This is a genomic window from Enterobacter sp. BNK-18 (genome assembly GCF_047456135.1).
GTDB lineage: Bacteria > Pseudomonadota > Gammaproteobacteria > Enterobacterales > Enterobacteriaceae > Enterobacter > Enterobacter ludwigii.
This window is the reverse complement of the sequence record NZ_CP179899.1, coordinates 2047894-2069821: the sequence shown is the minus strand read 5'-3', so window position 1 is coordinate 2069821 and position 21928 is coordinate 2047894. Positions and strand designations below refer to the sequence as shown.

28 protein-coding genes are annotated in these 21928 nt (G+C 49.9%); 24 read left to right on the top strand and 4 right to left on the bottom strand.

Annotated features, from left to right (window positions below; genetic code table 11):
* Positions 1-4: 4 nt before the first annotated feature.
* The 19 genes from ACMGG3_RS09970 (at position 5) to ACMGG3_RS09880 (ending at position 14364) form a co-directional block, all read left to right on the top strand.
* Entirely contained in the window at positions 5-454 is a 450-nt protein-coding gene (locus tag ACMGG3_RS09970; RefSeq protein ID WP_045911062.1) for a hypothetical protein, read from the top strand.
* A 17-nt stretch (positions 455-471) separates the two neighbouring features.
* Entirely contained in the window at positions 472-1548 is a 1077-nt protein-coding gene (locus ACMGG3_RS09965; RefSeq protein WP_414149835.1) for a major capsid protein, read from the top strand.
* 9 nt (positions 1549-1557) lie between these two features.
* Positions 1558-1851: a hypothetical protein gene (locus tag ACMGG3_RS09960; RefSeq protein ID WP_414149834.1), complete on the top strand. Its 294-nt coding sequence runs from the start codon at positions 1558-1560 to the stop codon at positions 1849-1851.
* Between the two features lie 62 nt (positions 1852-1913).
* The gene (locus ACMGG3_RS09955; protein ID WP_032665694.1) at positions 1914-2315 is read left to right on the top strand and encodes a hypothetical protein; all 402 of its coding nucleotides are present in this window, start codon (positions 1914-1916) and stop codon (positions 2313-2315) included.
* Positions 2315-2488 carry a hypothetical protein gene (locus ACMGG3_RS09950; protein ID WP_048244371.1) on the top strand — a complete coding sequence of 58 codons (174 nt, stop codon included), beginning with the start codon at positions 2315-2317 and terminating at the stop codon, positions 2486-2488. Before ACMGG3_RS09955 ends, ACMGG3_RS09950 begins: the two co-directional genes overlap by 1 nt.
* A complete protein-coding gene (locus ACMGG3_RS09945; RefSeq protein WP_414149833.1) occupies positions 2481-2714 on the top strand; it encodes a hypothetical protein in 234 nt (77 codons plus the stop codon). The genes ACMGG3_RS09950 and ACMGG3_RS09945 overlap by 8 nt, the downstream gene beginning before the upstream one ends.
* Positions 2711-3061, top strand: a complete 351-nt coding sequence (locus ACMGG3_RS09940) for a hypothetical protein (RefSeq protein ID WP_006808949.1) — start codon at positions 2711-2713, stop codon at positions 3059-3061. Before ACMGG3_RS09945 ends, ACMGG3_RS09940 begins: the two co-directional genes overlap by 4 nt.
* A gap of 47 nt (positions 3062-3108) precedes the next feature.
* On the top strand, positions 3109-3396 hold the full coding sequence (locus tag ACMGG3_RS09935; RefSeq protein ID WP_414149913.1) for a hypothetical protein: 288 nt from the start codon (positions 3109-3111) through the stop codon (positions 3394-3396).
* 61 nt (positions 3397-3457) lie between these two features.
* Complete coding sequence (locus ACMGG3_RS09930) at positions 3458-3826, top strand: hypothetical protein (protein WP_014883994.1); 369 nt, start codon at positions 3458-3460, stop codon at positions 3824-3826.
* Complete coding sequence (locus ACMGG3_RS09925) at positions 3823-4206, top strand: hypothetical protein (RefSeq protein ID WP_414149832.1); 384 nt, start codon at positions 3823-3825, stop codon at positions 4204-4206. Before ACMGG3_RS09930 ends, ACMGG3_RS09925 begins: the two co-directional genes overlap by 4 nt.
* A gap of 58 nt (positions 4207-4264) precedes the next feature.
* Positions 4265-5020: an Ig-like domain-containing protein gene (locus ACMGG3_RS09920; protein ID WP_414149831.1), complete on the top strand. Its 756-nt coding sequence runs from the start codon at positions 4265-4267 to the stop codon at positions 5018-5020.
* 50 nt (positions 5021-5070) lie between these two features.
* A complete protein-coding gene (locus tag ACMGG3_RS09915; RefSeq protein WP_414149830.1) occupies positions 5071-5811 on the top strand; it encodes a DUF6246 family protein in 741 nt (246 codons plus the stop codon).
* Between the two features lie 76 nt (positions 5812-5887).
* Positions 5888-6181, top strand: a complete 294-nt coding sequence (locus ACMGG3_RS09910) for a hypothetical protein (RefSeq protein WP_414149829.1) — start codon at positions 5888-5890, stop codon at positions 6179-6181.
* Between the two features lie 38 nt (positions 6182-6219).
* A complete protein-coding gene (locus tag ACMGG3_RS09905) occupies positions 6220-8553 on the top strand; it encodes a tape measure protein (protein ID WP_414149828.1) in 2334 nt (777 codons plus the stop codon).
* A gap of 2 nt (positions 8554-8555) precedes the next feature.
* On the top strand, positions 8556-9050 hold the full coding sequence (locus ACMGG3_RS09900; RefSeq protein WP_414149827.1) for a hypothetical protein: 495 nt from the start codon (positions 8556-8558) through the stop codon (positions 9048-9050).
* Entirely contained in the window at positions 9050-9520 is a 471-nt protein-coding gene (locus ACMGG3_RS09895) for a hypothetical protein (RefSeq protein WP_044865745.1), read from the top strand. Before ACMGG3_RS09900 ends, ACMGG3_RS09895 begins: the two co-directional genes overlap by 1 nt.
* Complete coding sequence (locus ACMGG3_RS09890) at positions 9513-9950, top strand: NlpC/P60 family protein (RefSeq protein WP_414149826.1); 438 nt, start codon at positions 9513-9515, stop codon at positions 9948-9950. The genes ACMGG3_RS09895 and ACMGG3_RS09890 overlap by 8 nt, the downstream gene beginning before the upstream one ends.
* On the top strand, positions 9892-12375 hold the full coding sequence (locus tag ACMGG3_RS09885; RefSeq protein ID WP_414149825.1) for a host specificity factor TipJ family phage tail protein: 2484 nt from the start codon (positions 9892-9894) through the stop codon (positions 12373-12375). The genes ACMGG3_RS09890 and ACMGG3_RS09885 overlap by 59 nt, the downstream gene beginning before the upstream one ends.
* Before the next feature lie 57 nt (positions 12376-12432).
* Positions 12433-14364, top strand: coding sequence for a hypothetical protein (locus ACMGG3_RS09880; protein ID WP_414149824.1), 1932 nt, complete (start codon positions 12433-12435; stop codon positions 14362-14364).
* A gap of 23 nt (positions 14365-14387) precedes the next feature.
* Here ACMGG3_RS09880 and ACMGG3_RS09875 read toward each other — a convergent pair whose 3' ends face one another.
* Genes ACMGG3_RS09875 through ACMGG3_RS09865 form a run of 3 tightly spaced genes read right to left on the bottom strand, consistent with a single transcriptional unit; the run spans position 14388 to position 17096 of the window.
* Positions 14388-15821: a glucosyltransferase domain-containing protein gene (locus ACMGG3_RS09875; RefSeq protein ID WP_414149823.1), complete on the bottom strand. Its 1434-nt coding sequence runs from the start codon at positions 15819-15821 to the stop codon at positions 14388-14390.
* Between the two features lies 1 nt (position 15822).
* Positions 15823-16737, bottom strand: a complete 915-nt coding sequence (locus tag ACMGG3_RS09870; RefSeq protein WP_406767131.1) for a glycosyltransferase family 2 protein — start codon at positions 16735-16737, stop codon at positions 15823-15825.
* Entirely contained in the window at positions 16734-17096 is a 363-nt protein-coding gene (locus ACMGG3_RS09865; RefSeq protein WP_406767132.1) for a GtrA family protein, read from the bottom strand. Before ACMGG3_RS09865 ends, ACMGG3_RS09870 begins: the two co-directional genes overlap by 4 nt.
* 113 nt (positions 17097-17209) lie before the next feature.
* Between ACMGG3_RS09865 and ACMGG3_RS09860 the strand changes: the two genes are divergently transcribed.
* The 4 genes from ACMGG3_RS09860 to ACMGG3_RS09845 all read left to right on the top strand — a co-directional run bounded on the left by ACMGG3_RS09860 (position 17210) and on the right by ACMGG3_RS09845 (position 20431).
* Positions 17210-17518, top strand: a complete 309-nt coding sequence (locus ACMGG3_RS09860) for a hypothetical protein (RefSeq protein WP_333178903.1) — start codon at positions 17210-17212, stop codon at positions 17516-17518.
* Positions 17519-17697: 179 nt separating this feature from the next.
* Positions 17698-18117, top strand: coding sequence for a translesion error-prone DNA polymerase V autoproteolytic subunit (locus ACMGG3_RS09855; RefSeq protein WP_041162631.1), 420 nt, complete (start codon positions 17698-17700; stop codon positions 18115-18117).
* Between the two features lie 2 nt (positions 18118-18119).
* Positions 18120-19388 carry a Y-family DNA polymerase gene (locus tag ACMGG3_RS09850; RefSeq protein WP_414149822.1) on the top strand — a complete coding sequence of 423 codons (1269 nt, stop codon included), beginning with the start codon at positions 18120-18122 and terminating at the stop codon, positions 19386-19388.
* A 41-nt stretch (positions 19389-19429) separates the two neighbouring features.
* On the top strand, positions 19430-20431 hold the full coding sequence (locus ACMGG3_RS09845; protein ID WP_414149821.1) for a hypothetical protein: 1002 nt from the start codon (positions 19430-19432) through the stop codon (positions 20429-20431).
* Here the strand turns inward: ACMGG3_RS09845 and ACMGG3_RS09840 are convergent.
* On the bottom strand, positions 20424-21092 hold the full coding sequence (locus tag ACMGG3_RS09840) for an SOS response-associated peptidase (RefSeq protein ID WP_414149820.1): 669 nt from the start codon (positions 21090-21092) through the stop codon (positions 20424-20426). The genes ACMGG3_RS09845 and ACMGG3_RS09840 overlap by 8 nt on opposite strands.
* 393 nt (positions 21093-21485) lie before the next feature.
* Here ACMGG3_RS09840 and yedD point away from each other — a divergent pair, with 393 nt between their 5' ends.
* A complete protein-coding gene (gene yedD / locus ACMGG3_RS09835; RefSeq protein ID WP_020883340.1) occupies positions 21486-21899 on the top strand; it encodes a lipoprotein YedD in 414 nt (137 codons plus the stop codon).
* Positions 21900-21928: the final 29 nt, after the last annotated feature.

Sequence of the window (21928 nt, the reverse complement as noted above, 5' to 3'; positions counted from 1 at the left end):
AATAATGCCACGTTATCGTCGCGTTAATATCGACGGTCAGTCTCTGTACAAGACCGAAACCCGCACTACGGCCGCCGCGCTGCTTCCGGGCACCGCCGCAACCATCAACTCTTCCGATAAGTTTGCTCAGGCCACCGCGCTAACCGGCCGCCTGTACATCATCGATGTCGGTTATCACCAAGGCCTGACCATCACAGAGGCAATTCCTGCTGGTGATTCTGCTGTCGGCAATTACGTCGAAGAAGGGCGTGAGCTGGCGCTGCTGTGCGTGCCTGGGGCGTACAAGAAAGACAGCCCGATCAAACTGGGTACGGCTGGTCAGTTTACCCTGGCAACCGATGACACTGATTCAGTGATCGGCTACAGCCAGGATGAACACACCATCGCAGCCAGCACCACCGACTTCATTCGCGTGCGCATGCGCGTTGGCACTGTCGCCGCAGCTGGCGCGTAACAAAAGGACAAACACATATGTACTTCTCTAAAGAGACGCTGGCGACAAACTCCCGCCTCGGCGGGCACTGGAGCGAGCTGTGGGCAAACCGCAACATGTGGAACCTGCAAAACGATTCCATCATCGCAGCTAACCGCGCAATCATGACGCCTGACATGCTGGCCTGTAACGCCGTTGGCGGTTTCTCCCGTGACTTCTGGGCTGAGATTGACAACCAAGTGCTGCAACTGCGGGATCAGGAAGTTGGCATGGAAATCGTGAACGACCTGATCGGCGTTCAGACGGTTCTGCCGGTCGGTAAAACCGCCAAGCTGTATAACGTGGTTGGCGACATCGCCGATGACGTGTCAGTTAGCATCGATGGTCAGGCGCCGTTCTCCTTCGACCACACTGACTACGCGAGCGACGGCGACCCGATTCCGGTGTTCACTGCTGGTTACGGTGTTAACTGGCGTCATGCTGCTGGCCTGAACTCTGTGGGCATCGATCTGGTGCTGGACTCGCAGATGGCGAAGATGCGCAAGTTCAACCAGAAGCGCGTCAACTACTACCTGAACGGCGATTCAAAAATTCAGGTTCAGTCCTATCCTGCGCAGGGCATCAAGAACCACCGCAACACCAAGAAGATTAACCTCGGATCTGGTGCTGGTGGCGCGAACATCGACCTGACCACCGCTGACATGACTGCGATCTTCTCATTCTTCGGTAAAGGGGCATTCGGTACAACCGCGCGCACCAACAAAGTCGCCGCATACGATGTGATGTGGGTTTCCCCGGAAATCTGGGCAAACCTGGCGCAGCCGTACGTGGTGAATGGCGTTGTAAGCGGTACTGTATTGCAGGCGGTTCTGCCGTTCGCGCCGGTGAAAGAAATCCGCATGAGCTTCGCGCTGACCGGTAACGAGTTTATCGCGTACGTTCGTCGCCGTGACGTGATCTCTCCACTGGTGGGTATGGCCGTAGGTGTTGTTCCTCTGCCGCGCCCAATGCCTAACGTTAACTACAACTTCCAGATCATGTCTGCTGAAGGTCTGCAAATTACCGCAGACGATCAGGGTCTGTCCGGCGTTGTCTACGGCGCTAACCTGGCGTAAGGAAACAGCATGGCAAAATACGAAGTTGTGCGCCCATGGTTCGGCGTGAAGGTTGGCGACGTGGTGGAGTTGAAAGAGCTTCATCCGGCGCTAAAGTCTAACGTTCGGCTGATGAAAGGCGAGGCTGGTGGCGAGCTGAAACCTGCAACACCTGATGCCGGTACCAGTGAAAAATCTCGCAAAGAGATTATTCAGGACCGCCTTACTGAGCTGGGCATTGAGTTCAAGGGCACCCTGGGCGCTGAAAAGCTCAGTGAGCTGTTGCCAGATGGTGAACTCGAAAAGCTTTTCCCTGCTGAATAACAGCCGCCGCTAAGGCGGTTTTTTTATGCCCCGCTCCGGCGGGGTATTTCACGGAGTCGATAATGGTAACTCTCGAACAGGCAAAGGAGTATCTGGAGAGCCAGGGAATTACCATTCCCGATTTTGTTCTTCAGGCTCTCGTCGACCAGGCCAACAGCATCCAGGAGTGTCTTGATGCGCATTATCCGGCATCGACCGCCCTGCTGATTCAGCTCTATCTACTGGCGCTTATGGGGCTCGGGCAGGGGGATAAATACATCTCCAGCCAGACGGCTCCGAGTGGTGCATCGCGATCGTTCCGATACCAGTCATTCACCGATCGCTGGAAAGCATCAGTGAACCTGTTGCGCGGGCTGGATAAGTACGGCTGCGCCACTGCCCTTATTCCTGCTGACCCTACCGCAGCCCCGGCATTCGCTGGTATCTGGATCGGGAAGGGCGGCTGTATGTGCGGGGATAAGTGATGACGTACAAATCAGTTAAGCACGGCCTGCCGCGTTCGTTCACCCGCGTCTGGGTGATGACCGACACGGGGCGGGAAACTACCGGCTACGTAAAATCGGATGGTGAGTGGCATATCAATTGTGAGCGCATCCGGGCGACTGGCGCGAAGGTGCTGAGGTGGAAAGATGGCTGAACGATACGATGTGCATGCGTTTAAATGCGAAGATAACTGGTCGCTGTTCATCTGGATAAACGATTCCGGCGTTAAGTTTATTGGGCGCCATGCTGAAACATACGAGAAAGCCAAAGCTGACTTTCTGGAACAGGCTGATGCTAAGCGCCTAGCCAGTCAGTCAGGAATGATGGAACCTCTCGCTGATTTCAAAATCACTGATAAGGTAGAGGTCTTCACGCTATGAGCAGCGTAGCGAACTGGAGTTACACCGCCACGGCAACCATCTGGCGCAAGTTGGAAGGTAATGACGAATACGGCGACCCACTGGGCTATGCGGAACCTGAGCAAATTCTCTGTGATTACGAGGGCGGGCTCAGCAAGAAGTTAGCCAGTCTGGGCGCTGAAATCGTCGTGAAGAATACCGTATGGACGGAGTTCGCACTGGCGGCGGCCGGTGATTATCTGCTGATTGGCGTATCGACCGAAGCTGACCCGGTTGTGGCCGGTGCCGATGAGGTGCGGCAGGTTATCCGCTACGCCGATACGTTCGAGCGCCTGGCGGATGATTACGCCATCCTTACAGGAGTCTGATAAACCTGTGCAATAATGGCCCAAAACATTAAATGGAATGACAGGTGATGGGCTTTCAATATTGGCTTGCGGTATGTGGAATTTTTCTGACCGGCCCCTTTGCGTTTGTTCAGTCGATTATCTTTTTGCGACGAGGTGTCTATACAAAGACATTTAAGGGGACGACGCGAAAGGAGTACATCCATAAAGACAGCAAACCAATTGAATACTGGTTCAGCGTTATTGCTCAAATGATTATTGGCGTTGTGATGATTGGATTGGGATTCTGGTTATTAGATGACCTGCCTGCCTTTCATAACTGGCACACTGAAATCCGCGCAATGCTCCCTTTTTGATTCATCTTTAAATGAAATCAAACCTCGCTCAGGCGGGGTTTTTTATTGCCTGGAGACAACCATGGGTATCAAAGTGCGCGGCGTTAAGCAGTCGAAAGCCGGGCTCAACCGCATCATCAACGACGTGAAAGGGCGAAAGGTTGTCCGGGCGCTTCAGTCAGCAATGATAATCGGCAGCTCACAGGCTGCTCTTTATACGCCTATCGACACCTCAACGCTGCTTAATAGCCAGTATCGGGAGTTGATTAACAACGGCGTTCGGCTGACAGGTCGGGTGGGATACACCGCGAACTACGCTGTGTTCGTTCACGATCCGAATGTTCCTCAAACCTTCCGCCGCGCTACCGCGCAGAAAGAGTTCCTCACTAAAGGCTTTGAAGACACCCGCAGCCAAATTGATGCCGTAATGCGCAAGGAGCTTTCAGTATGACACCAGCCATGTACGAGCGCGTGCGTAACTATTTCGTTGATGCCGGGCTTACCACTGGCTTCATCGTTCAGTTGCTGGCGTGGGAAGACACGACAAAGTTAACTGATGCATTCATCGTGTTCAGGCCTAACGGCGGTACCGACATCCGAAATGACCTCGGATCTGATCACTACGTGCTGGTGGATGTCATCTCCGCCAAGGACAAGCGCCGCGCAGCAGCAGAGAAGGCGCAGGAGATCATCAATTATGTCGAACAGCACGACATTACGGATGAGTGTCTTGGCCTGATTCAAAATCTCGGCAACATGCCGGCGCCTATCCTGACTGAGGAGGGCCGTCTGGTCTTCCGGCTTCAGTTCATGTGTGTCTACGGCGAATAACCCCATCACCAACCCATCAGGCTGCCATCCGGCGGCCTTTTTTATTTGAGAGGTACACATGCAAGGCTGTGCTAATGATTTTGGCAAGCTGATCGGGAAAGTAGCTGTGCTACGCATGGCCTATGGCTGCCCCGACGCAGTGCCAGCGCTTTCTGAATGGAAGCGTCTTGGTGCTATGACGACCAAGGGTTTCGATTATTCGATGAACACAATTAACTCTGAAGCTGATGATTCCAAGGGGTTGGTTGAGAACCTGGTCAATAACATGGACATTACAATTTCTGGTGAAGGCGAGGCTCGCAAGAGGGACAAAAGCACAGAAATTGGTGCCTGGAGAATGGGCAAATACATCTTCGATGAAGTGCAAGCAGGTCGACAGCCGACTCTGTGGGTTAGATTTGATTTTGCTGGCGAAGATGCTGGCACCTACATCATGGGTTACTTCAACACCACCTCATGGTCTGGTGACTTTGGCACTAACGACGTTGTCACCTTCTCCGGCGAGTGGAAGGTCTACGACGCTGACACCGTTGTGTTTGAAGTTGCTGATTCCATTGCGGCCACTGGTGTGGAAGTAACCCCGGCAACTGCATCTCTGGTCGTCGGGGCAACCCAGCAACTCAGCGGCGCAGTTCAGCCAGTTGATGCAACGAATAAGTCGATCACATGGACGACATCGGCGCCTTCCATCGCGACAGTCAGTTCAACCGGCCTGGTTACTGCCGTTGCTGCTGGTACCGCGACTATTACGGCAACTACGGCTGACGGTGACTTTACTGACACCTGCGCTGTTACCGTAACTGCCGCGCCGTAATCACTACAAAGGGCAGCGTGCTGCCCTTAATACTGATTATGGAGACCGATATGACCCCTTTGAAAGAAATTGGCGAGTGCGTGATCGGCGCGGGCGAGCATGAGTATTTCTTCCGACCGTCTTTCCGTAACATGACGCGGATAGGCGAGCCAGAGCATATCGTCCGCACGTTCTATGCACTCTTCAGTGATGACGTGGCGAAAATGCTTGAGTCAGCGCGCGAAATTCACAGCGCTATACCTGAGCATCAGAGAAGATTTTACGCGTACTACTTCGGAGACGTAACGCATCCTCGCTGGGCGCTTGAAGCTGCTGGTTCAGCAGCGTTTCTCCGCGAAACCTTACTCTCCGCGATCAACGTCATCCAGTCCTGCTGCGATGAGGATGTTTCTGAACTTACTGGATGGCATGAGCTATCCCGTACTGGACGACGTACATTTGTATGGCACCGCGGTTCGCTACCTCCTGAGAACCTCATTCTGATAGCTCAGTCGTTGATGATGCATGGCATTATTGGACGGGCCAGAGTCAGGACGCTGCAGAAGAACGAAAGTAAGGAAACGACTTCTGAGTTTCATGCGACTGAATACATCATGGCCGCCCGCAATCATTTTGGCATCAGCAAGGAAGAGGCGATGGAGCTAACCATGACCGAATTCGCCATGATGCTGAACGCCAAATACCCGGACCAGAAAGGCTTCACCAGGGAAGAGTATGACGCGGTTATGGATGATGATGATCGTCGATGGAAGGCAATGATTGAGCGCGAACGTAACCTTTTAAAAACCTGAACTGCGAATTGTAGGAGTTAATTAATTGTGTTTGAAAGATTAGAATAATCTGAACTTTCCTTCTCAGGGTTATAAAATGCTAACTCCTAAGCAAAAGGCTATCATCTGGGCTTTAGGTATCATCTTTGGCGTACCTACCAGCATTTATGGTATCCAATGGACTTTAACTAAATTTGCGAAGCAACAAGTAAATTGCCTTTCTGATGCATCACATGCTGTCATCGAATTAACTGAAAAATCGTTAAGTGAACAAGGCGATGGAAGTCAACTTTCAAAAGACTTCACCACTTGTAGAAAAAATATTGACCCAAATAAAGGGACATTTGATTTCTTCAAGGAAGAGATTCATAGGCACAAGTCAAAAACCTGACCCGCTTCGGCGGGTTTTTTTATGCCCGGAGAAAACTGATGTCTGAAAAAGCAGGCGAGATTTATTACGACATCGAAGCCGATGTTTCTGGCTTGCTGAAGGCGCAGGGAAAGGCCAATAAGTCGCTCGACTCTATTGGCAACTCTGCCACGAATGCAGCCAAAAAGATGGATGAGCTGCAGACGAATATCAACCGCGTAGCTGGTGCCATTGCAGCTTCGCTTGTTGTTGACTGGGGTAAGGCGTTTCTCGTTGCCGCTGACAACATGAGTCAGTTGAATGCACGAATTGAACGACTAACCGGTAGCGCCGCCGCGGCTTCACAGACGATGCAAAGTCTGATGCGTATCAGCTCATCTACAGGCGGGTCGCTTCAGGACACGGAAAAGCTTTGGGAAACCCTGAGCACAGCGCTGCGCGATACCGGTGCGACAAACGGTCAAATTTTACAGTTGACCGAGACGCTTCAGAAAATCGGTCGCATCGGCGGTTCCTCATCTGAGGAAATGGCTAATGCGCTCCGCCAGTTCGGCCAGTCGATATCTTCTGGCACGGTCCGGGCTGAGGAATTCAACTCCATCCTTGAGCAGATGCCGGAACTGGCTCGCCAGATCGCCGCGGGAATGGGTGTCAGCATCGGACAGTTACGTCAGCTTATGCTGGACGGGAAACTAACCGCTGAGGACGCGTTAAACGCCATTCAGAAACAAACCGGTGCCGTGAATGCTGAGTTCGAGAAGCTACCGCGTACGCTTGCGCAGGCTAATACAGCGCTGACTAACTCATTCCTTACTATGGTCGACTCTGTTAACCAGGCAACCGGCGCAAGCTCGGGGATGGTTACTGTTATCGACTCGTTGGCTGCCGCACTGGACCGCCTGGTAGGAAAAGCTGTTTCAGCGGATGCAAAAATCTCCGATCTTAACAGCACGGCAGAGATGTTTAGTCGTCGCGCTCGCACCTGGTCATGGCTGGGGCTTGATGGGTGGGCTGCCCAAAATGAGGCCCTTTCAACTCTTAGTGATCAAGCTGCAACACTTGTCGGTGATATGCAGGCTGTTACTAAAGCATCAAACACGGCGGCAAATACAAAGCCGATTGAGATTAAAACTACAGGCACCACTACTGGCAGTAAGTCGAAAGGCGGTAAGTCATCAGCGCAGAAGGATGCTGAGCAATATGCGAAAGCACAGGAGTCTGTTAACCAGAAACTGGACGAACTGAGGCAGAAATCTGAGATCTCTGCGGGAAGTGTAGGCGAGCTGTCGCGCGCTCAAGCCATCCTTAACGCTCAGCAGTCTCTCGGTAATACTGCTTCGCAAGAGCAAATCATGCTCGCCGGGCAACTGGCAGGAAAAGCCTGGGATAATGCTAATGCACTGCGTGAGCAGGCAAAAGCAGAGCGGGAGCGCACTGAAGCTGCTAACAAATTCAGCTCGATCCAGGGTAAGACCAGTAAAACAGCCGGTCTTGATAGCCAGTATCAGAAAGACATTGCTGACATCCAGTTATATGCCCAGTTATACCCGCAAAAAATTGGCGAGGCAGAAGCTGCCCGTGCTGCGATTGAACAGCAGTACCGGGACCAGCGTAATGCTGCCATGTGGGAAGAGTGGTCTCAGCAAAACCTTGCCACACAGGCCGCATCTGCAGCCTTTGAAGCATTCGGTAACAACGCATCAAACGCCCTGACAGGGATTATTACTGGCAGCATGTCAGCTTCTGAAGCTCTGCAATCCATCGGTAGCACTGTGCTAAACAGTGTTGTAAATACGTTCGTGCAGATGGGCATGGAGTGGGTGAAGGCCGCAGTTACTGGCAGCAGCGCACAGATAGCCGCTACTGCAGCTACAACTTCGGCGGCTGTAGCCGGTACGGCGACAACTACCGCAGCGAGCGTCTCTTCTGCAGCTGCAACTACTGCTGCGTGGACACCTGCAGCTATTGTGGCATCTATCGGCTCGTTCGGTGGTGCTGCAGCCATTGGTATCGGTGCAGTTATTGCCGCCATGGCGATGGCTGGTGGCATTGCTGGTAAGCGTAAAAATGGCGGTCCTGTATCAGCAGGCTCTATGTACCAGGTAGGCGAGGGCGGCATGCCTGAAATCTACCGGGCCAGCAATGGCAGTCAGTACATGATCCCCGGCGATAACGGAAAGGTAATTAGCAATAAGGATCTGACGAATGGCGGAGGTGGTGGAGTAGTGGTCAATATCAACAACTATACGTCGTCAAACGTAGATGCGCAGGCAACACCAGACGGAAATGGAGGTTGGACGGTGGATGCATTCGTCTATGACCTCGATAACGGTGGTCCTGCCAGTCAGGCCATACAGCGAAATCACCAGGCGCCACGTAAGGCAAGGAGCTAAATATGCCTATTCCCTATCCTGACTGGCTGCCCCTGGCGCAAAAAGGGAAAACACCGTCGACCGATACCGGTTTTCGGACGGACCAGCCGACGGTCGGCGCGCCAATATTTCAGAAGCTCACCGATGACCTGAAAACCACTTTCTCTCTTACGTGGATATTCACCCGGGATCAGCATCGGGCCTTCATGCAGTGGTTGCGGAGCCCGAACTACCTCGATAACTGCAATCAGTGGTTCACAATGCGCATCGGGACTGGAACTGGCGACACAGGCCTTGAAGTTCAGGAACTGCATTTCCTCTCCTGGCCGACATGGTCGCAGTCCGGATCCATTTTTACCTGGAGTGGAGATGTTGTCGCGCGAGAACTGGTTAACTCGGATGATGAGTTTGACGACATTATTGTCGAGCTTCCGCCGCCGTGGGGTTCATGGCTCGATATCATCGTCACCGGTTACCCGGATGGACGCGATCCGGAAAGCCTGCCGAGGGTTCCGTAATGCCCACACTGAGAGAATTTCAGAGCCAGAGACCGAACCGGATACTTTACGAGACGATCACCTTCTACAACGAGACGTTTGGATATGTGCGTCTGGTGAACAACCAGATATTCCCCAAAACGCTCGGCGGTCAGGTGTTCACTCCATGCCGGATGGAGCTTACGGAGAGCCAGCAAAGCAATACACCGGTACTCGACAGCACGGTTAAATTTAGCCGTCTGGCGCAGGACTTTAAGCAGAAGTTGAAACTCTGGAAGGCGCATTCTCGCATCACGCCGATCTCTGCCACCTATCAACAGTTTGACGCTGCTGATATGAGCACAGCTATCAAGTCCTGGACGCTATATGTCAATGACTGCTCTATGGACGACAAGGACGTCACATGCAGCCTGACTCGCATAAATCCCTTAAACCGGAACGTTGGCCGTCTGTACACCGTCGAAGAATACCCGGGGCTTCAGAATGCATAGAGGCGAGTTTATTTCTCGAATTGAGGGTGTGCCATGGAGTAACCGGGCGTGCAGTTTCGACGCAGCAGACTGCTGGGGTCTGGTGGTGATGTATTACCGGCATGTTCTCGGCATCGAGGTACACCAGACGGCGGACTACGAATCCGGGCGCGACTTCATGACCTGCTATGACGCTGATGTCGTGTTCTGGCAGCGAAGCGAAACATTTTGCGATGAAGGGATCTTCGTGGCCTGGGTCGGCAGTCAGCCCGTGCATGTTGGGCTGATACTGGGAGGTCGGGCGCTGCACAGTCGCGGGGAAAACGGGCACGTCAGATTTGACGCGATACGGACAATTCAGAAGCTATTCACCAGAGTGGAGTTTTACCAGTATGCCGGTAATCGAAATTCAGCGCGTCCCGGGGATGCCGAAGGACAGGGCGGAAGTTGAAGCAGGGACGGTGTTTTATGACTGGCTAACGCAGGAAAGCTTCCACCGCGATATCCGCATCAACGTTAACGGCAAGGAACTGCAGCCTGAAGAAGAACTGGGCTTTATTCTTCAGGAAAATGACCGGGTAGTCATTTTTGACCAGCCCAAAAGCGGCGGATTGATTGGTACCATCCTGAACCCGCTCGAGCACCTCAACCCGATAAAGTTTACGCAGAAAGTACTTTCCGGGCTGATGCCGAAAGCAAATGCGGGCGCTGCCGGCGGGAACAGCAAAACGTCGCCAAACAACAGCCTGAAAGGCCAGACCAACATTGCGCGTAATGGCGAATCCAAGCCTGATAACTTCGGTCAGGTACGTTCTTTCCCGGATCTGGCTCAGGAATCACTTTTCGAATATATCAGCAACCTGAAATACATTACTGAACTGATGGTGTTCGGGCTTGGCAAATACGACGTTACATCTGTGCGCTTCTCAGAGTCAAACCTCGGCTCTATGGCCGGGGCCAGCTACACCATTTACCAGCCAGGTGACGTTATCCCTGTAGTGAATGAAGGCTACCATTTCGATGACGTTGACGGGCAGGAAGTGCCAGGGTTAAACGAGAGCGGCGATTTCCCGGTCGAAACGGCCACTGCAAACACTGTTATCAGCGGTGTCTATGCCGGGGGCCAGATAGCGATGAAAATCGTGAAACAGGCATCCTTCGATTACTTTGCCGATCTGACTTTCCCGCACCCGGTGACATTCACCATTAATGTGACGTATCCAATCACTGGCGGTACCAGAACGGAAGACGTAACTCTTTCGGGCAGGCTGATACAGTTTCAGGAAACAAACGACGGAGCAGTGGTTAACCCGACCTATTACTACACCTTCACATTTGACCGTCTGAATGGACCGGCCATCCCCATTCAGGATGCAACCATCAATACGACGAAGTTCATCCTTAATGATAACGCTGCGCTGATAGTGGGGCCGTTTTTCTCGCCGATTGCATCAAGCCAGTTATGGCTTCACACGCAGTCCGGTCTCGGCGGTAACAGCGAAACAAACTGGAAGGTGACAATCTGGAAAGTCGACGACAGCAATAATCAGATCCCCGGAACAGAACAGGTCTTTACTTACCGCCAGACAACCCCTCATGACTACATGTCTGAGACTTTTAACAGGACAGATAAATTGATCCCGACTGGCGGGTATGGGCGCTATGCGATCACATTCCAGAGGACTGATAACAGCAGTGACGCCAGCAAACTGCAGGTAGAAGAAATCCATGCGGTAAATGTGAGGACAAACGTCGTTCACGCTGAAGATTCGCTGGTAATGGTAAAGGTCCGGGCCACTGAAAATGCAACGAGCGGCCGCGACAGAAAATACAACGCGCTGATCACCCGCCACGTCATCAGTTACAACATGACGACGCAGCAGGTAGATTACACGCTCAGGCCATCACGGAAATTTGCAGATATCGCCCTGTTTAACTGGCTTGTTGTCGGGCAGCAACCGGTATCCAGCATTGATATCTTCGGCTTGTACCAGATTCAGGCTGAGATAGACGCCATCGATCCACGACTCGGATACTTCGATTACACGTTTGACGATGAGGATGTATCGCTCGGTTCGCGGATGGAAACCATCTGTGACGCTGCCAGCGTGTCCGTATATGACGATAACGGTGTGCTGTCATTCACCCGAGACAGCAGGAAAACTTCTGCGGCCACGATATTCAACCGTTCAAACACAAAGCCAGATGGTTACTCGCTTTCGTACGATATGACGCTTCCAGGCGGCTATGATGGCGTTGAAGTACAGTTCCGCAATCCGGACACCAATAAGCAGGACTTTGTCCGGTACCGGATATCCGGCAATTCCATCATCGAAGGATCGCCGGCCAAAGCCAAGAAGTTTGAAATGCTGTACGTCAGAAACAGGTTTCAGGCGGACGAGCGGGCGCTGCGCGAGTGCAAGAGGCTCATCTTCTCCCGTATGACTATGGCTATTACAGCAATGGCAGATGGAGAGTGGGTTAATATTGGCGACATGGTTCAGGTGCCGGATACATATGACACCAACCAGCAGGCGGGATATATCGTTTCACGGGTCGGCAATGACTTCGAGACGAGTGAGCGTATCAACTTCTCCGGGACTATGTTTGTACAGGTCACGGATTCAACGGGCGCTACCACAGCCAGATACCCGGCATCTTCCCGCACTGACACCGCGTTTGGATTTACTGCTGCCATTCCAGACATTGACCTGAATCTGTTCGACGGTGTAGACGTCCAGTCTCCTTCCCGGTACGTCATTGCCACGTCACAGGAGCTCGATGCAGGTCAGTGGACTATTACAGCCAAGCAGCCAGACGGCAAGGGAAGTACCGCATTAACCCTTTCTGAGTATAGCGATCTGATTTACCAATAAGACCTATCCCGACCATCACAACCCGGCCACCGCGCCGGGTTTTTTTATGGAATAAATATGGCTACGCAACCTACCAATTTGCCTGTTCCGAGTGAATCGCCGCGCGACCTTAAGTTTAACGCGGGGAAAATTGATGAGTTCGTTACCTCGCTGGTAAACACTTATGTTGACCGGTTCGGGAATGAGCATTACACCATCGAAGGACTGCGCTGGCTGGCGCAGCAGGCCATTGCCCAGTATGGGTGGATCCCTGTTGGTACATTCCAGGCTGGGGCAACGTTAACCCTCCCGAACCAAATACTGAAAGACACAACTGATGGAGAATACTATCGGTGGGATGGATCATTCCTGCCAGATGGCAAAGTCGTGTCGAACGGTTCTACACCAGGAACGACTGGTGGTATTGGGGTTGGGGCATGGATAAGCGTTGGCGATTCTACACTACGGGCATTACTTGCTTCAGCGAATGGCGCTGCACAAGTAGGTACCAGTCATCGTGGACTGTTATCCTCAGATCTCAATGCTATAGACCGCAGGCCGAGCGGGTATGGTGATTCTGTTTCGGCAGTTCTTGGCAATGGTCATGATGTTCATATTGATGAGCAATACGCTATCAATGACGCCGCCGTTCTTGGCGATGGTCAGGTTATTTTCGGCGCTGGCGGGAGCCTGAATACTGTCAGCCCTGCATCATATGCCGTTTATATTGATAACCAGAGAATTAGCGCAGCACGCGCTATGCTGTTAGACCTTAATTTAACTGGCACTGTCACTCCTGAAGGGTCTCCGGGTTACTCCGTACTTGTGCGAGAGACTCAGGATAACGTTATTGCAAACATGCACTCATCAGGCTTCACTGGTGGTGTTGAAGCTAACCAAACCAAGTGGCTTCAGGTTCGCGGTATCCGAGTAACCGATTCAGTCTATCATCCATCAAGGACTGCTGGAGGTTATGCGGTCGTAACAGGAAACTCAGAAAATAGTCTTATTGATGGAGTTATGTTTGACGCTTCGTCAGGCAATGATGGCCGTCATATGATTTATATTTCTCGGTATGACAGGACCGATGGTGGATACGACGGTAGCAAAAACACCATTGCCACCAACATGATTGCACAGTATCAAGGGAAAGATGACCGCAATTTCCCGGCGATTAACTCCAGAAAGTCTGACAAAACGATTATCAGTAATTTCATTATAGATGGGGCCAATGGAGGGGTTGCTTCAAACGTTCAAAACGGGAACATTTTGACCCAGTTGGTTGGTAACGGCATCGTCAATGTTCTTAAATATGTTGACGGCACTACCGTTTATGGCGTTGGACAGCAAACAGTCGACACTTACACGCATATCGGCTTTCTTTATCATGATCTCATGGTAGAAGTTAAGCCTAAGGTGCAGGATGGAAGTTTAAATTATCAGGACTGCGTTGCTTTTAACATTGTAGGTCAGCATGGTTTGGTCACTGATTGCGTAACAAACGTGGCGAGAAGTGGCAGGCCGTTCTATATAGGTGCCGGTGCAACCAATGTCACTATAGACGGAGTAGTTGACTATATAAGTGATAATGGAACGGGCACCATAACGCCAATGTTTACATTCACTGGTCCATGCTCAAATATTTCAATCAAGAATATTAGAACTTCAAGACCAATGTTTTCTGGACTATCAAATGTAACCGATATGACAGTAGACTGGGTGCGTCGGGCAACAATTACTATAACATCTGGTGCTGCTGTTATCAGTAACGATACCTATGGTATTGTTAGCTCAGTGAATGCCGGGGCATCTGCAATTACGATAGTTCTCGCCTCACATGTGACGCAAGATTCAACTATTACTGCTCGGATCATTCCAAGAACGGCAAACCACTTGATAATTTCCACGACGTCAAACAAGACCCTAGGGGTGTCAGCTTATACCATTACAGGTACAGCTGTAACACCTTCAATTTCATCTCTTACATTTGATGTAATTCTGCAAAGTTGAAAAAAGGGGCATTGCCCCTTTTCCTATTTACAGTTGTTAAAGTCAAAAATCAAAGTGTTGCCACTCTTTATAGTGCTGAATAAAGAATTATTGCTAACTCTGTTTTTGCAATCATTTTTTATAATTGACTTAATATCAACGGCAGAGTCATGATCTACCTTCACACCCATTCTGTGTAACTGGAACGCGCCAAACATCCAATCACTTCTGATGTATGAAGGGGTGATGATTTTTATGATTCCGCTTTTCTCAGCCGCGTTTGATGCTGTAGGAGAAATGTCAACTGTGCCATTGAAACGTATTTTTTCAATACCAGGGTTGCTTATGACCTCTTTAGCAACTAATTCAAAAACGAAACCTTCCTTCTCCTTTTGAGCGCTCAATGAATTCCCATAACTGTAGGAGAGAAGAATGCTAGCCACAAGAGGAATAATCAGAACCGGCGTCATTTTCTTACAGAAGAGACTTGTCGCAACAAATCCAGAAAAAACAATGCCACAGAAACCGACTAAAACACGTGGATAGATGACTGGATCATGCAAGGCTATGAGTACACCAATGTAAGAAAAGGCGATAGATATTATTGACAGGATAGAAACAATAATAAATTTAGCGTCTTTTTTTGTTGCAGCGTGGTATGCGATTGCCGAAAGTGGAAGAATGGCCAGCAGTGACATTGCCTTGCCATAGTTGCCGATGAATGTTTCATTGAACATCCACGCATAAGCCTTCATTGTCTTGATTACAGATTCTATGCTTGAGGCTGACTCTGCGTGCGACTCACTATAAACACCACTGACAAAAACGGAGGCTATGCAGAATTTATAGATGAGGAGTGCGACCACTATTGTAGAGGCGTAACAAACTGATTCTAAGAACGTAGATTTGAATTGAGTGTTTCGATACGAAATTAGTGCATTAAGTCCAATCATCGCTATACATATGTTTGCAGACGATTGATAAAGGCTAAGGGAGGCAACGATCAACAAGCCAGAAAGAATAAATCTCGCATAACCACTTCTGTTTAATAAAACCGCTGAGCTAAGAACGCATGCGGCTACCGAAAGCGACATAGTAAAAACATCAAACCGGTAGGAAATGTTCTGAAGATAAAAAGGAGAGATCAGAAGCGAAACAGATGTAATGGCTACAGTTACTCTTCCTTCTATACTAGCCTTAAAGCAGTAATAATAACCAGATAACACCACTACCAGAACTGATAGTATTAAAGGCAAAGGTGCAAGGTCAATGACTCTTCCGCCAAAAGACATTCCTTTGATTATGTACTCAGCAAGAGGCCTGCCATTATCAGACCATCGGGCATAGCCAGCCACGCTTCTGGCTAAGTCATCAACGTAATAGAAATTTGCCAATATGATAGGAAGGACATAAAGCCCTCCCAGTGCTAGAGAGAAATAAATTCCATTGCGCTTTAAATAGTCCTGAAACGGATTCATATCACTTCCTTTTCAACACATATCGAGGTCTATTTTTTACCTCAACATAAATCCTGCCTATGTACTCTCCCAAAACCCCTATCCCTATCAGCTGTATGCCACCAAGAAACAGAATAGAGACGAGTAGTGACGGATACCCTCGAACAGCATTTCCAAACACCAGAGTGTCGAAAATCATCCACGCCCCGTACAGGAAGGCAGCGCCTGCAACAAACAGGCCGATATAAGTCCACATCCGCAGAGGGAAGGTTGAGAAGCTCGTGATGCCCTCAAGAGCCAGGTTCCACAACTTCCATCCGTTGAATTTTGTGCTGCCTGCTATGCGCTCTGCTCGGGCATATTCCACGACATCAGTACGACCGCCAACCCAGCTCAAAACTCCCTTCATGAACAGGTTTCGTTCTGGCATGAGCTTAATGTTTTCGACAACTTCGCGAGACATCAGACGGAAGTCACCAACGTTTTCCTCAATCTGAGGGTTACTGATTTTGTTGTGCAGCTTGTAGAACCACTCAGCCGTCTTGCGCTTCAGTCTGCCATCAGTGGAGCGGTCAGTGCGTTTAGCCAAAACCATATCAGCACCATCCTGCCATTTCTCTATCAGGTGCGGAATAACTTCGATAGGGTCCTGTAGGTCAACGTCAATCGGGATAATCGCTTCACCTGTAGCATGGTCAAGACCGGCGAACAGAGCAGGCTCTTTTCCGAAGTTACGAGTGAATGACAGTGGGACCACAAGCGGATCAGCAATAGCAAGCGCGTTAATAATTGATTCTGTAGCGTCTTTGCTGCCGTCATTTATGAAGACGATTTCGACTTCATGTTGCTGTAATGCCGCAAACTCACGAACCGTTTTATAGAAGATTGGAATTGCTTCCTCTTCATTAAACACCGGAACGACCAGAGAAATTTTCATTTCGCATCCCTAAAGACAATGAACTTTGAATAGATAAATCCGCACACCAGGCTGATGGCGGAGAAAAGAATTAAGGTGATGATTGGTGCCAGACCAGACTTATCCGCCGCCCAACCAACTGCAGCGCTCAGAGACCCCATGAACCCTACATAGAGCATGTAGCGCATGGTGGTCGTAGAAGACTTAAAGGTGAATCTGGCATTGGCGAAGAAACTAAATGACACAGCGACAACAAATCCTGCGAAATTAGCCAGAGCCTGGCCTGTATGGAAAACGTAAATGCAAATGGCAAACACAACCCAGTGGATGAGCGTGTTGATGACACCGATTGATGTGTACCTGGCGAAGAGCTTTAACATTATATAAATCAGTCAATTCTGAAAGGTCTGAAGTTTAGCACCAGATGATCACTTGATCGACCCTCAAAATTTACGATACTGAGTTTATATACAGTGGTCATTGTGAGGTGCTCATGCCACGCACAGCAGACATGCAAGCCGTCTTTGTTGCGATAGAGGAGCCATTAATTCCTCTTTCTGCAAGCATCGTTGAAACGCAGGAAGGTTATGATGTCATTGGGAAGGCAACGCTGCTTAAGCGCGGAGACATATTGCTCATCTGGTTTTGCGGTCGTCAGCAGCATGCATACTGGGCTGGTGACGCACTGATCACCGATGATGGTCAGGCCATCGAAGGCGATGCGCTTGATGACGTTTGCCTGGTTGGTGTAGTTACGCATACCATTCATCCAGTTTCTACAGACGAAAATCCCTTCATGTAGTATCTAAAGTGAGCAATCGAAGCTCTTTCTTCCGAAATTTACAAACACCAAAATTCCAACAGCGTTACAGGCTTAGAAACGAAGCGGCTATGAAGTAGCCAGCCACACACGAATGCCCATCTTGATCAGCGCCTCAGATGAAACTACTGTATATAAAAACAGTATTGGAGGTATGCATTATGGAATTCTACAGACCGGCTGAATTACGCGAAATTATTGCAATCCCGCTTTTCAGCGACTTAGTGCAATGCGGCTTTCCCAGCCCGGCAGCTGACTACGTCGAACAGCGCATCGATCTTAATGAGTTACTGGTGTCACACCCGAGCTCGACGTATTTCGTTAAGGCCGCGGGCGACTCGATGATCGAGGCCGGAATTAGCGACGGCGATCTGCTGGTGGTGGATAGCTCACGTACCGCTGAGCATGGAGACATTGTCATCGCCGCGGTAGAAGGTGAGTTCACAGTCAAACGTCTGCAGCTCCGCCCGACCGTTCAACTCAATCCGATGAATAGCGCTTATTCGCCGATTATCGTCGGCAGCGAGGACACGCTCGACGTTTTCGGCGTCGTGACTTTCATAGTTAAATCGGCGAGCTGAACATGTTCGCGCTCTGTGATGTGAACTCGTTCTACGCATCATGCGAGACGGTCTTCAGGCCCGATTTAAGAGGCCGGCCGGTTGTCGTTCTCTCAAACAATGACGGGTGTGTCATTGCACGCAGCGCCGAGGCCAAAGCCGCTGGAATTACCATGGGGGAGCCTTTCTTCAGGCAAAAGGACTTATTCCGGCGTGCCGGGGTTGTGTGCTTCAGCAGTAATTACGAGCTGTACGCAGACATGTCGAACCGGGTAATGACGACCCTTGAGGAAATGAGCCCTCGTGTCGAAATTTATAGCATCGACGAAGCATTTTGCGACCTGACAGGTGTTCGCAACTGCCGGGATCTGACGGATTTCGGTAAAGAGATCCGCGCTACGGTTCTGAAGCGTACGCATCTGACTGTAGGGGTTGGCATCGCGCAGACAAAAACACTCGCAAAGCTGGCCAACCACGCCGCAAAGAAATGGCAGCGGCAGACGGGTGGGGTAGTTGACCTCTCAAATGTTGATCGCCAGCGCAGGCTGCTTTCTGTGGTACCTGTAGAGGACGTCTGGGGTGTTGGTCGCCGAATCAGTAAAAAGCTAAACGCGATGGGTATTAAAACGGCCTTAGACCTCTCAGAGCAAAGCACATGGATTATCCGCAAACACTTCAACGTCGTGCTGGAAAGAACAGTGCGCGAACTGCGCGGCGAACCATGCCTCGATCTGGAGGAGTTTGCTCCGGCAAAGCAGGAAATCGTCTGCAGTCGTTCATTCGGCGAACGCGTTACCGACTATGAGCAGATGCGCCAGGCTATTTGTTCCTATGCTGCCCGTGGCGCAGAAAAGCTTCGTGGGGAGCACCAATACTGCCGCTTTATCTCTGCCTTCGTGAAAACCTCTCCATTCGCGCTTAATGAGCCGTATTACGGTAACAGCTCTTCAATTAAGCTTCTCACACCCACCCAGGATAGCCGCGACATCATTAACGCTGCAGTAAAGTGTCTGGACAAAATCTGGAAGGATGGTCATCGGTACCAGAAAGCAGGAATTATGCTCGGAGACTTCTTCAGCCAGGGAGTTGCTCAGCTAAACCTGTTCGACGAGAATGCGCCGCGAGAAGACAGTACCCAGCTGATGCAAGTGCTCGACCAACTGAATGCCAAGGGGGGAAAAGGCACGCTCTATTTTGCTGGCCAGGGCATTCAGCAGCAGTGGCAGATGAAACGCGAAATGCTGTCACCACGCTATACAACACGATATAATGATTTATTAGTCGTGAAATAAAAACGAACAATACAAACAATCATTTACTTCGAGGTGGCTAAGTGCACGGTATTTGTTATAAGAACACTCAAACAAACTTTCCTGGCTTTCCTTCAGATTATCATATTCGTTATCCATATGGATATGCATATGAATCAAACACACATTTCATACATTTTTATGGCGTTCATGATTCTTTTTATAGTATAGAAAACCTATCTTTTGTATCGGAAGGGAAGTCTGGGAGTTTGACAGATTGGGTAAAGAGAATTTTTGGTGCTCATGATATCAATCCCCTCTCCAATAAAATTGGAGAGGTGGTAGAGGGTATATGGCGGCCCGGATTCTGTTTTTTTGAAACAATACCTACTGCATTAAACATTGATCTCCATGAACAGATGTCATCAGGTCAGGCACTAAGAAATATTATTAATAAGATTGATGAGCTTTTACTGTATATTGAGCCTTCAATGCAGGGGTTACAATCTTACGGACATAAGTCTAGAGAACTATTGATTCTTGCATGCACTGAGGTGGAAAATCAGTGGGCATCATTGATTAAGAAATCGAATCTCTATCAGCCTAACAATAACAAGCAAAAATTTACTACAAATGACTATGTTAAATTGCTAGAACAATGTCATTTTAACGAGTATCAAATAGAATTTAAAAATTATGCTGGATTGAAATTCGTACCATTCGCAAACTGGAGCGCAACGGATCCTACACAATCACTGCAATGGTATAATGCTTATAATAAGACCAAGCACGACAGAGCTCAAGGATTCCAATTCGCAACGTTAGAGAATGTCATGAATGCAGTATCAGCTTGTTTAATAATGTATTGTGTAAAGTATGGACCACACGATTTATTATATAAAAACAATCAATTATCTGGGGTGATTAACGAGCATTTTGACATTTCGTTACAAAATAGTAATTTGGCGAGTCACTATATTGCTGAAGTGACTTTACCTCTAAATGCTGGGGAAACACTTAATGTTCAAAATATTTATAACGCTGATCAAATTTGCTCTTGGACAACCAAAAGTTTGATTATATAGGTTTAATGATTTCGCTTCCTTGATATTTCACATTGCCCATGGCACGTGTCACTGCGTGCCAGATAAACTTGTCTGCTGGCACTGAGCCATTTGCGATTATCTCTTCAGTTTCTTTCCCGCTGATATCCTGACGCATCCACTCGCGCGCCGCTTCAGGTGACAGAACCAGCGGCCGCCGATCGTGAATATCGACCAGTCCTTTATCAGCTGCCGATGTCACTATCAAGAAGCCTTCCGCTTCGTCACCACGTTCGAATGGTGTGCTGCCGATCGCCGCCATAAAAATCGGCTGGCCGTCAGCGCGGTGGATGAAGTAGGGCTGTTTCTTGTCGCCTTCCTTCTTCCATTCAAACCATCCATCAGCGAAGCAGATCGCCCTGCCATGCTGCCAGAGAGGTTTAAACATTCTGCTGGTGGCAGCGGTTTCGACGCGAGCGTTAATCAGTGGCGGTTTATCCCACCACCCGGGTGCGTATGACCACAGGACCGGATCAAGATGCAACTGCTCGTCTCGCTCGCTCAGCAGCAGCACTTTGGTACCGGGCGCCACGTTGTAACGTCCAATGGGTTCCGGGTCATATGCGATGTCGCGATCGCCTTCGTCGGCCAGGTAAGCCAGATATTCTTCACGGGTTTGAGCTTGTGCAAAACGTCCACACATAGAAACCTCCAGCCTGATGTCAGACTGAAAGTATAGGGCAGGGAGAAAAAACAGGTGCGCACCGAAACTTTATGATTTGAAACAGGGGCATGATGATGGAAATCAGCGAGGCGGTAAAGCGGGGCTTCGTGAAACTGGAAGGAGCTACGCAAAGTTTGGCGGTGGGGCATGGGTGGGACATAAAACAGCACTCGCTCTAAGGTGAACTTAGACGACTGATGTTTTCGACGACTCTAACCATCTGTTATTTAGTGCGCTCTTGGACGATCTTTGTCGTTTATGAAAAATGTATGCTCATGTGATGGGGATGCAGGTTTAAGCCCCGTCGATCTTCGCTGGCAGCCCAAGCGCTTTAATGCCACAATATTTTTTTCTTCGAATGCAGGAAAGATGATGAAAAAAATAGCAATTGCTGGCGCGCTGCTGGCACTGACCGGGTGCGTTCAGGTGGATAACTATCAGGAAGTGATCAAACACCCCGTCCCGGCGCATCTGGCAGGGTACTGGCAGTCAAAAGGGCCGCAGAGCAAAATGGTGAGCCCAGAAGCGATTGCCACGCTGGTGGTGACGGAGGAGGGCGATACGCTGGACTGCCGTCAGTGGCAGCGAGTAATCGCTGTACCGGGTAAAATCATGCTGCGTTCAGACAGTTATTATAACGTCACCCGCAAGCTGGATATTTATCCGCTGGAGCGCGATGGCTCTGTTCTTGAGTATGATGGTATGGAGCTACAGAAGGTCGATCGCCCGACGGTAGAGTGCGCAGATTATCTGAGCAAAAATCCGCTGGAGAGTAAACTTCCGTAGTGCATGTTGCCGGGTGGCAGCTTCGCCTG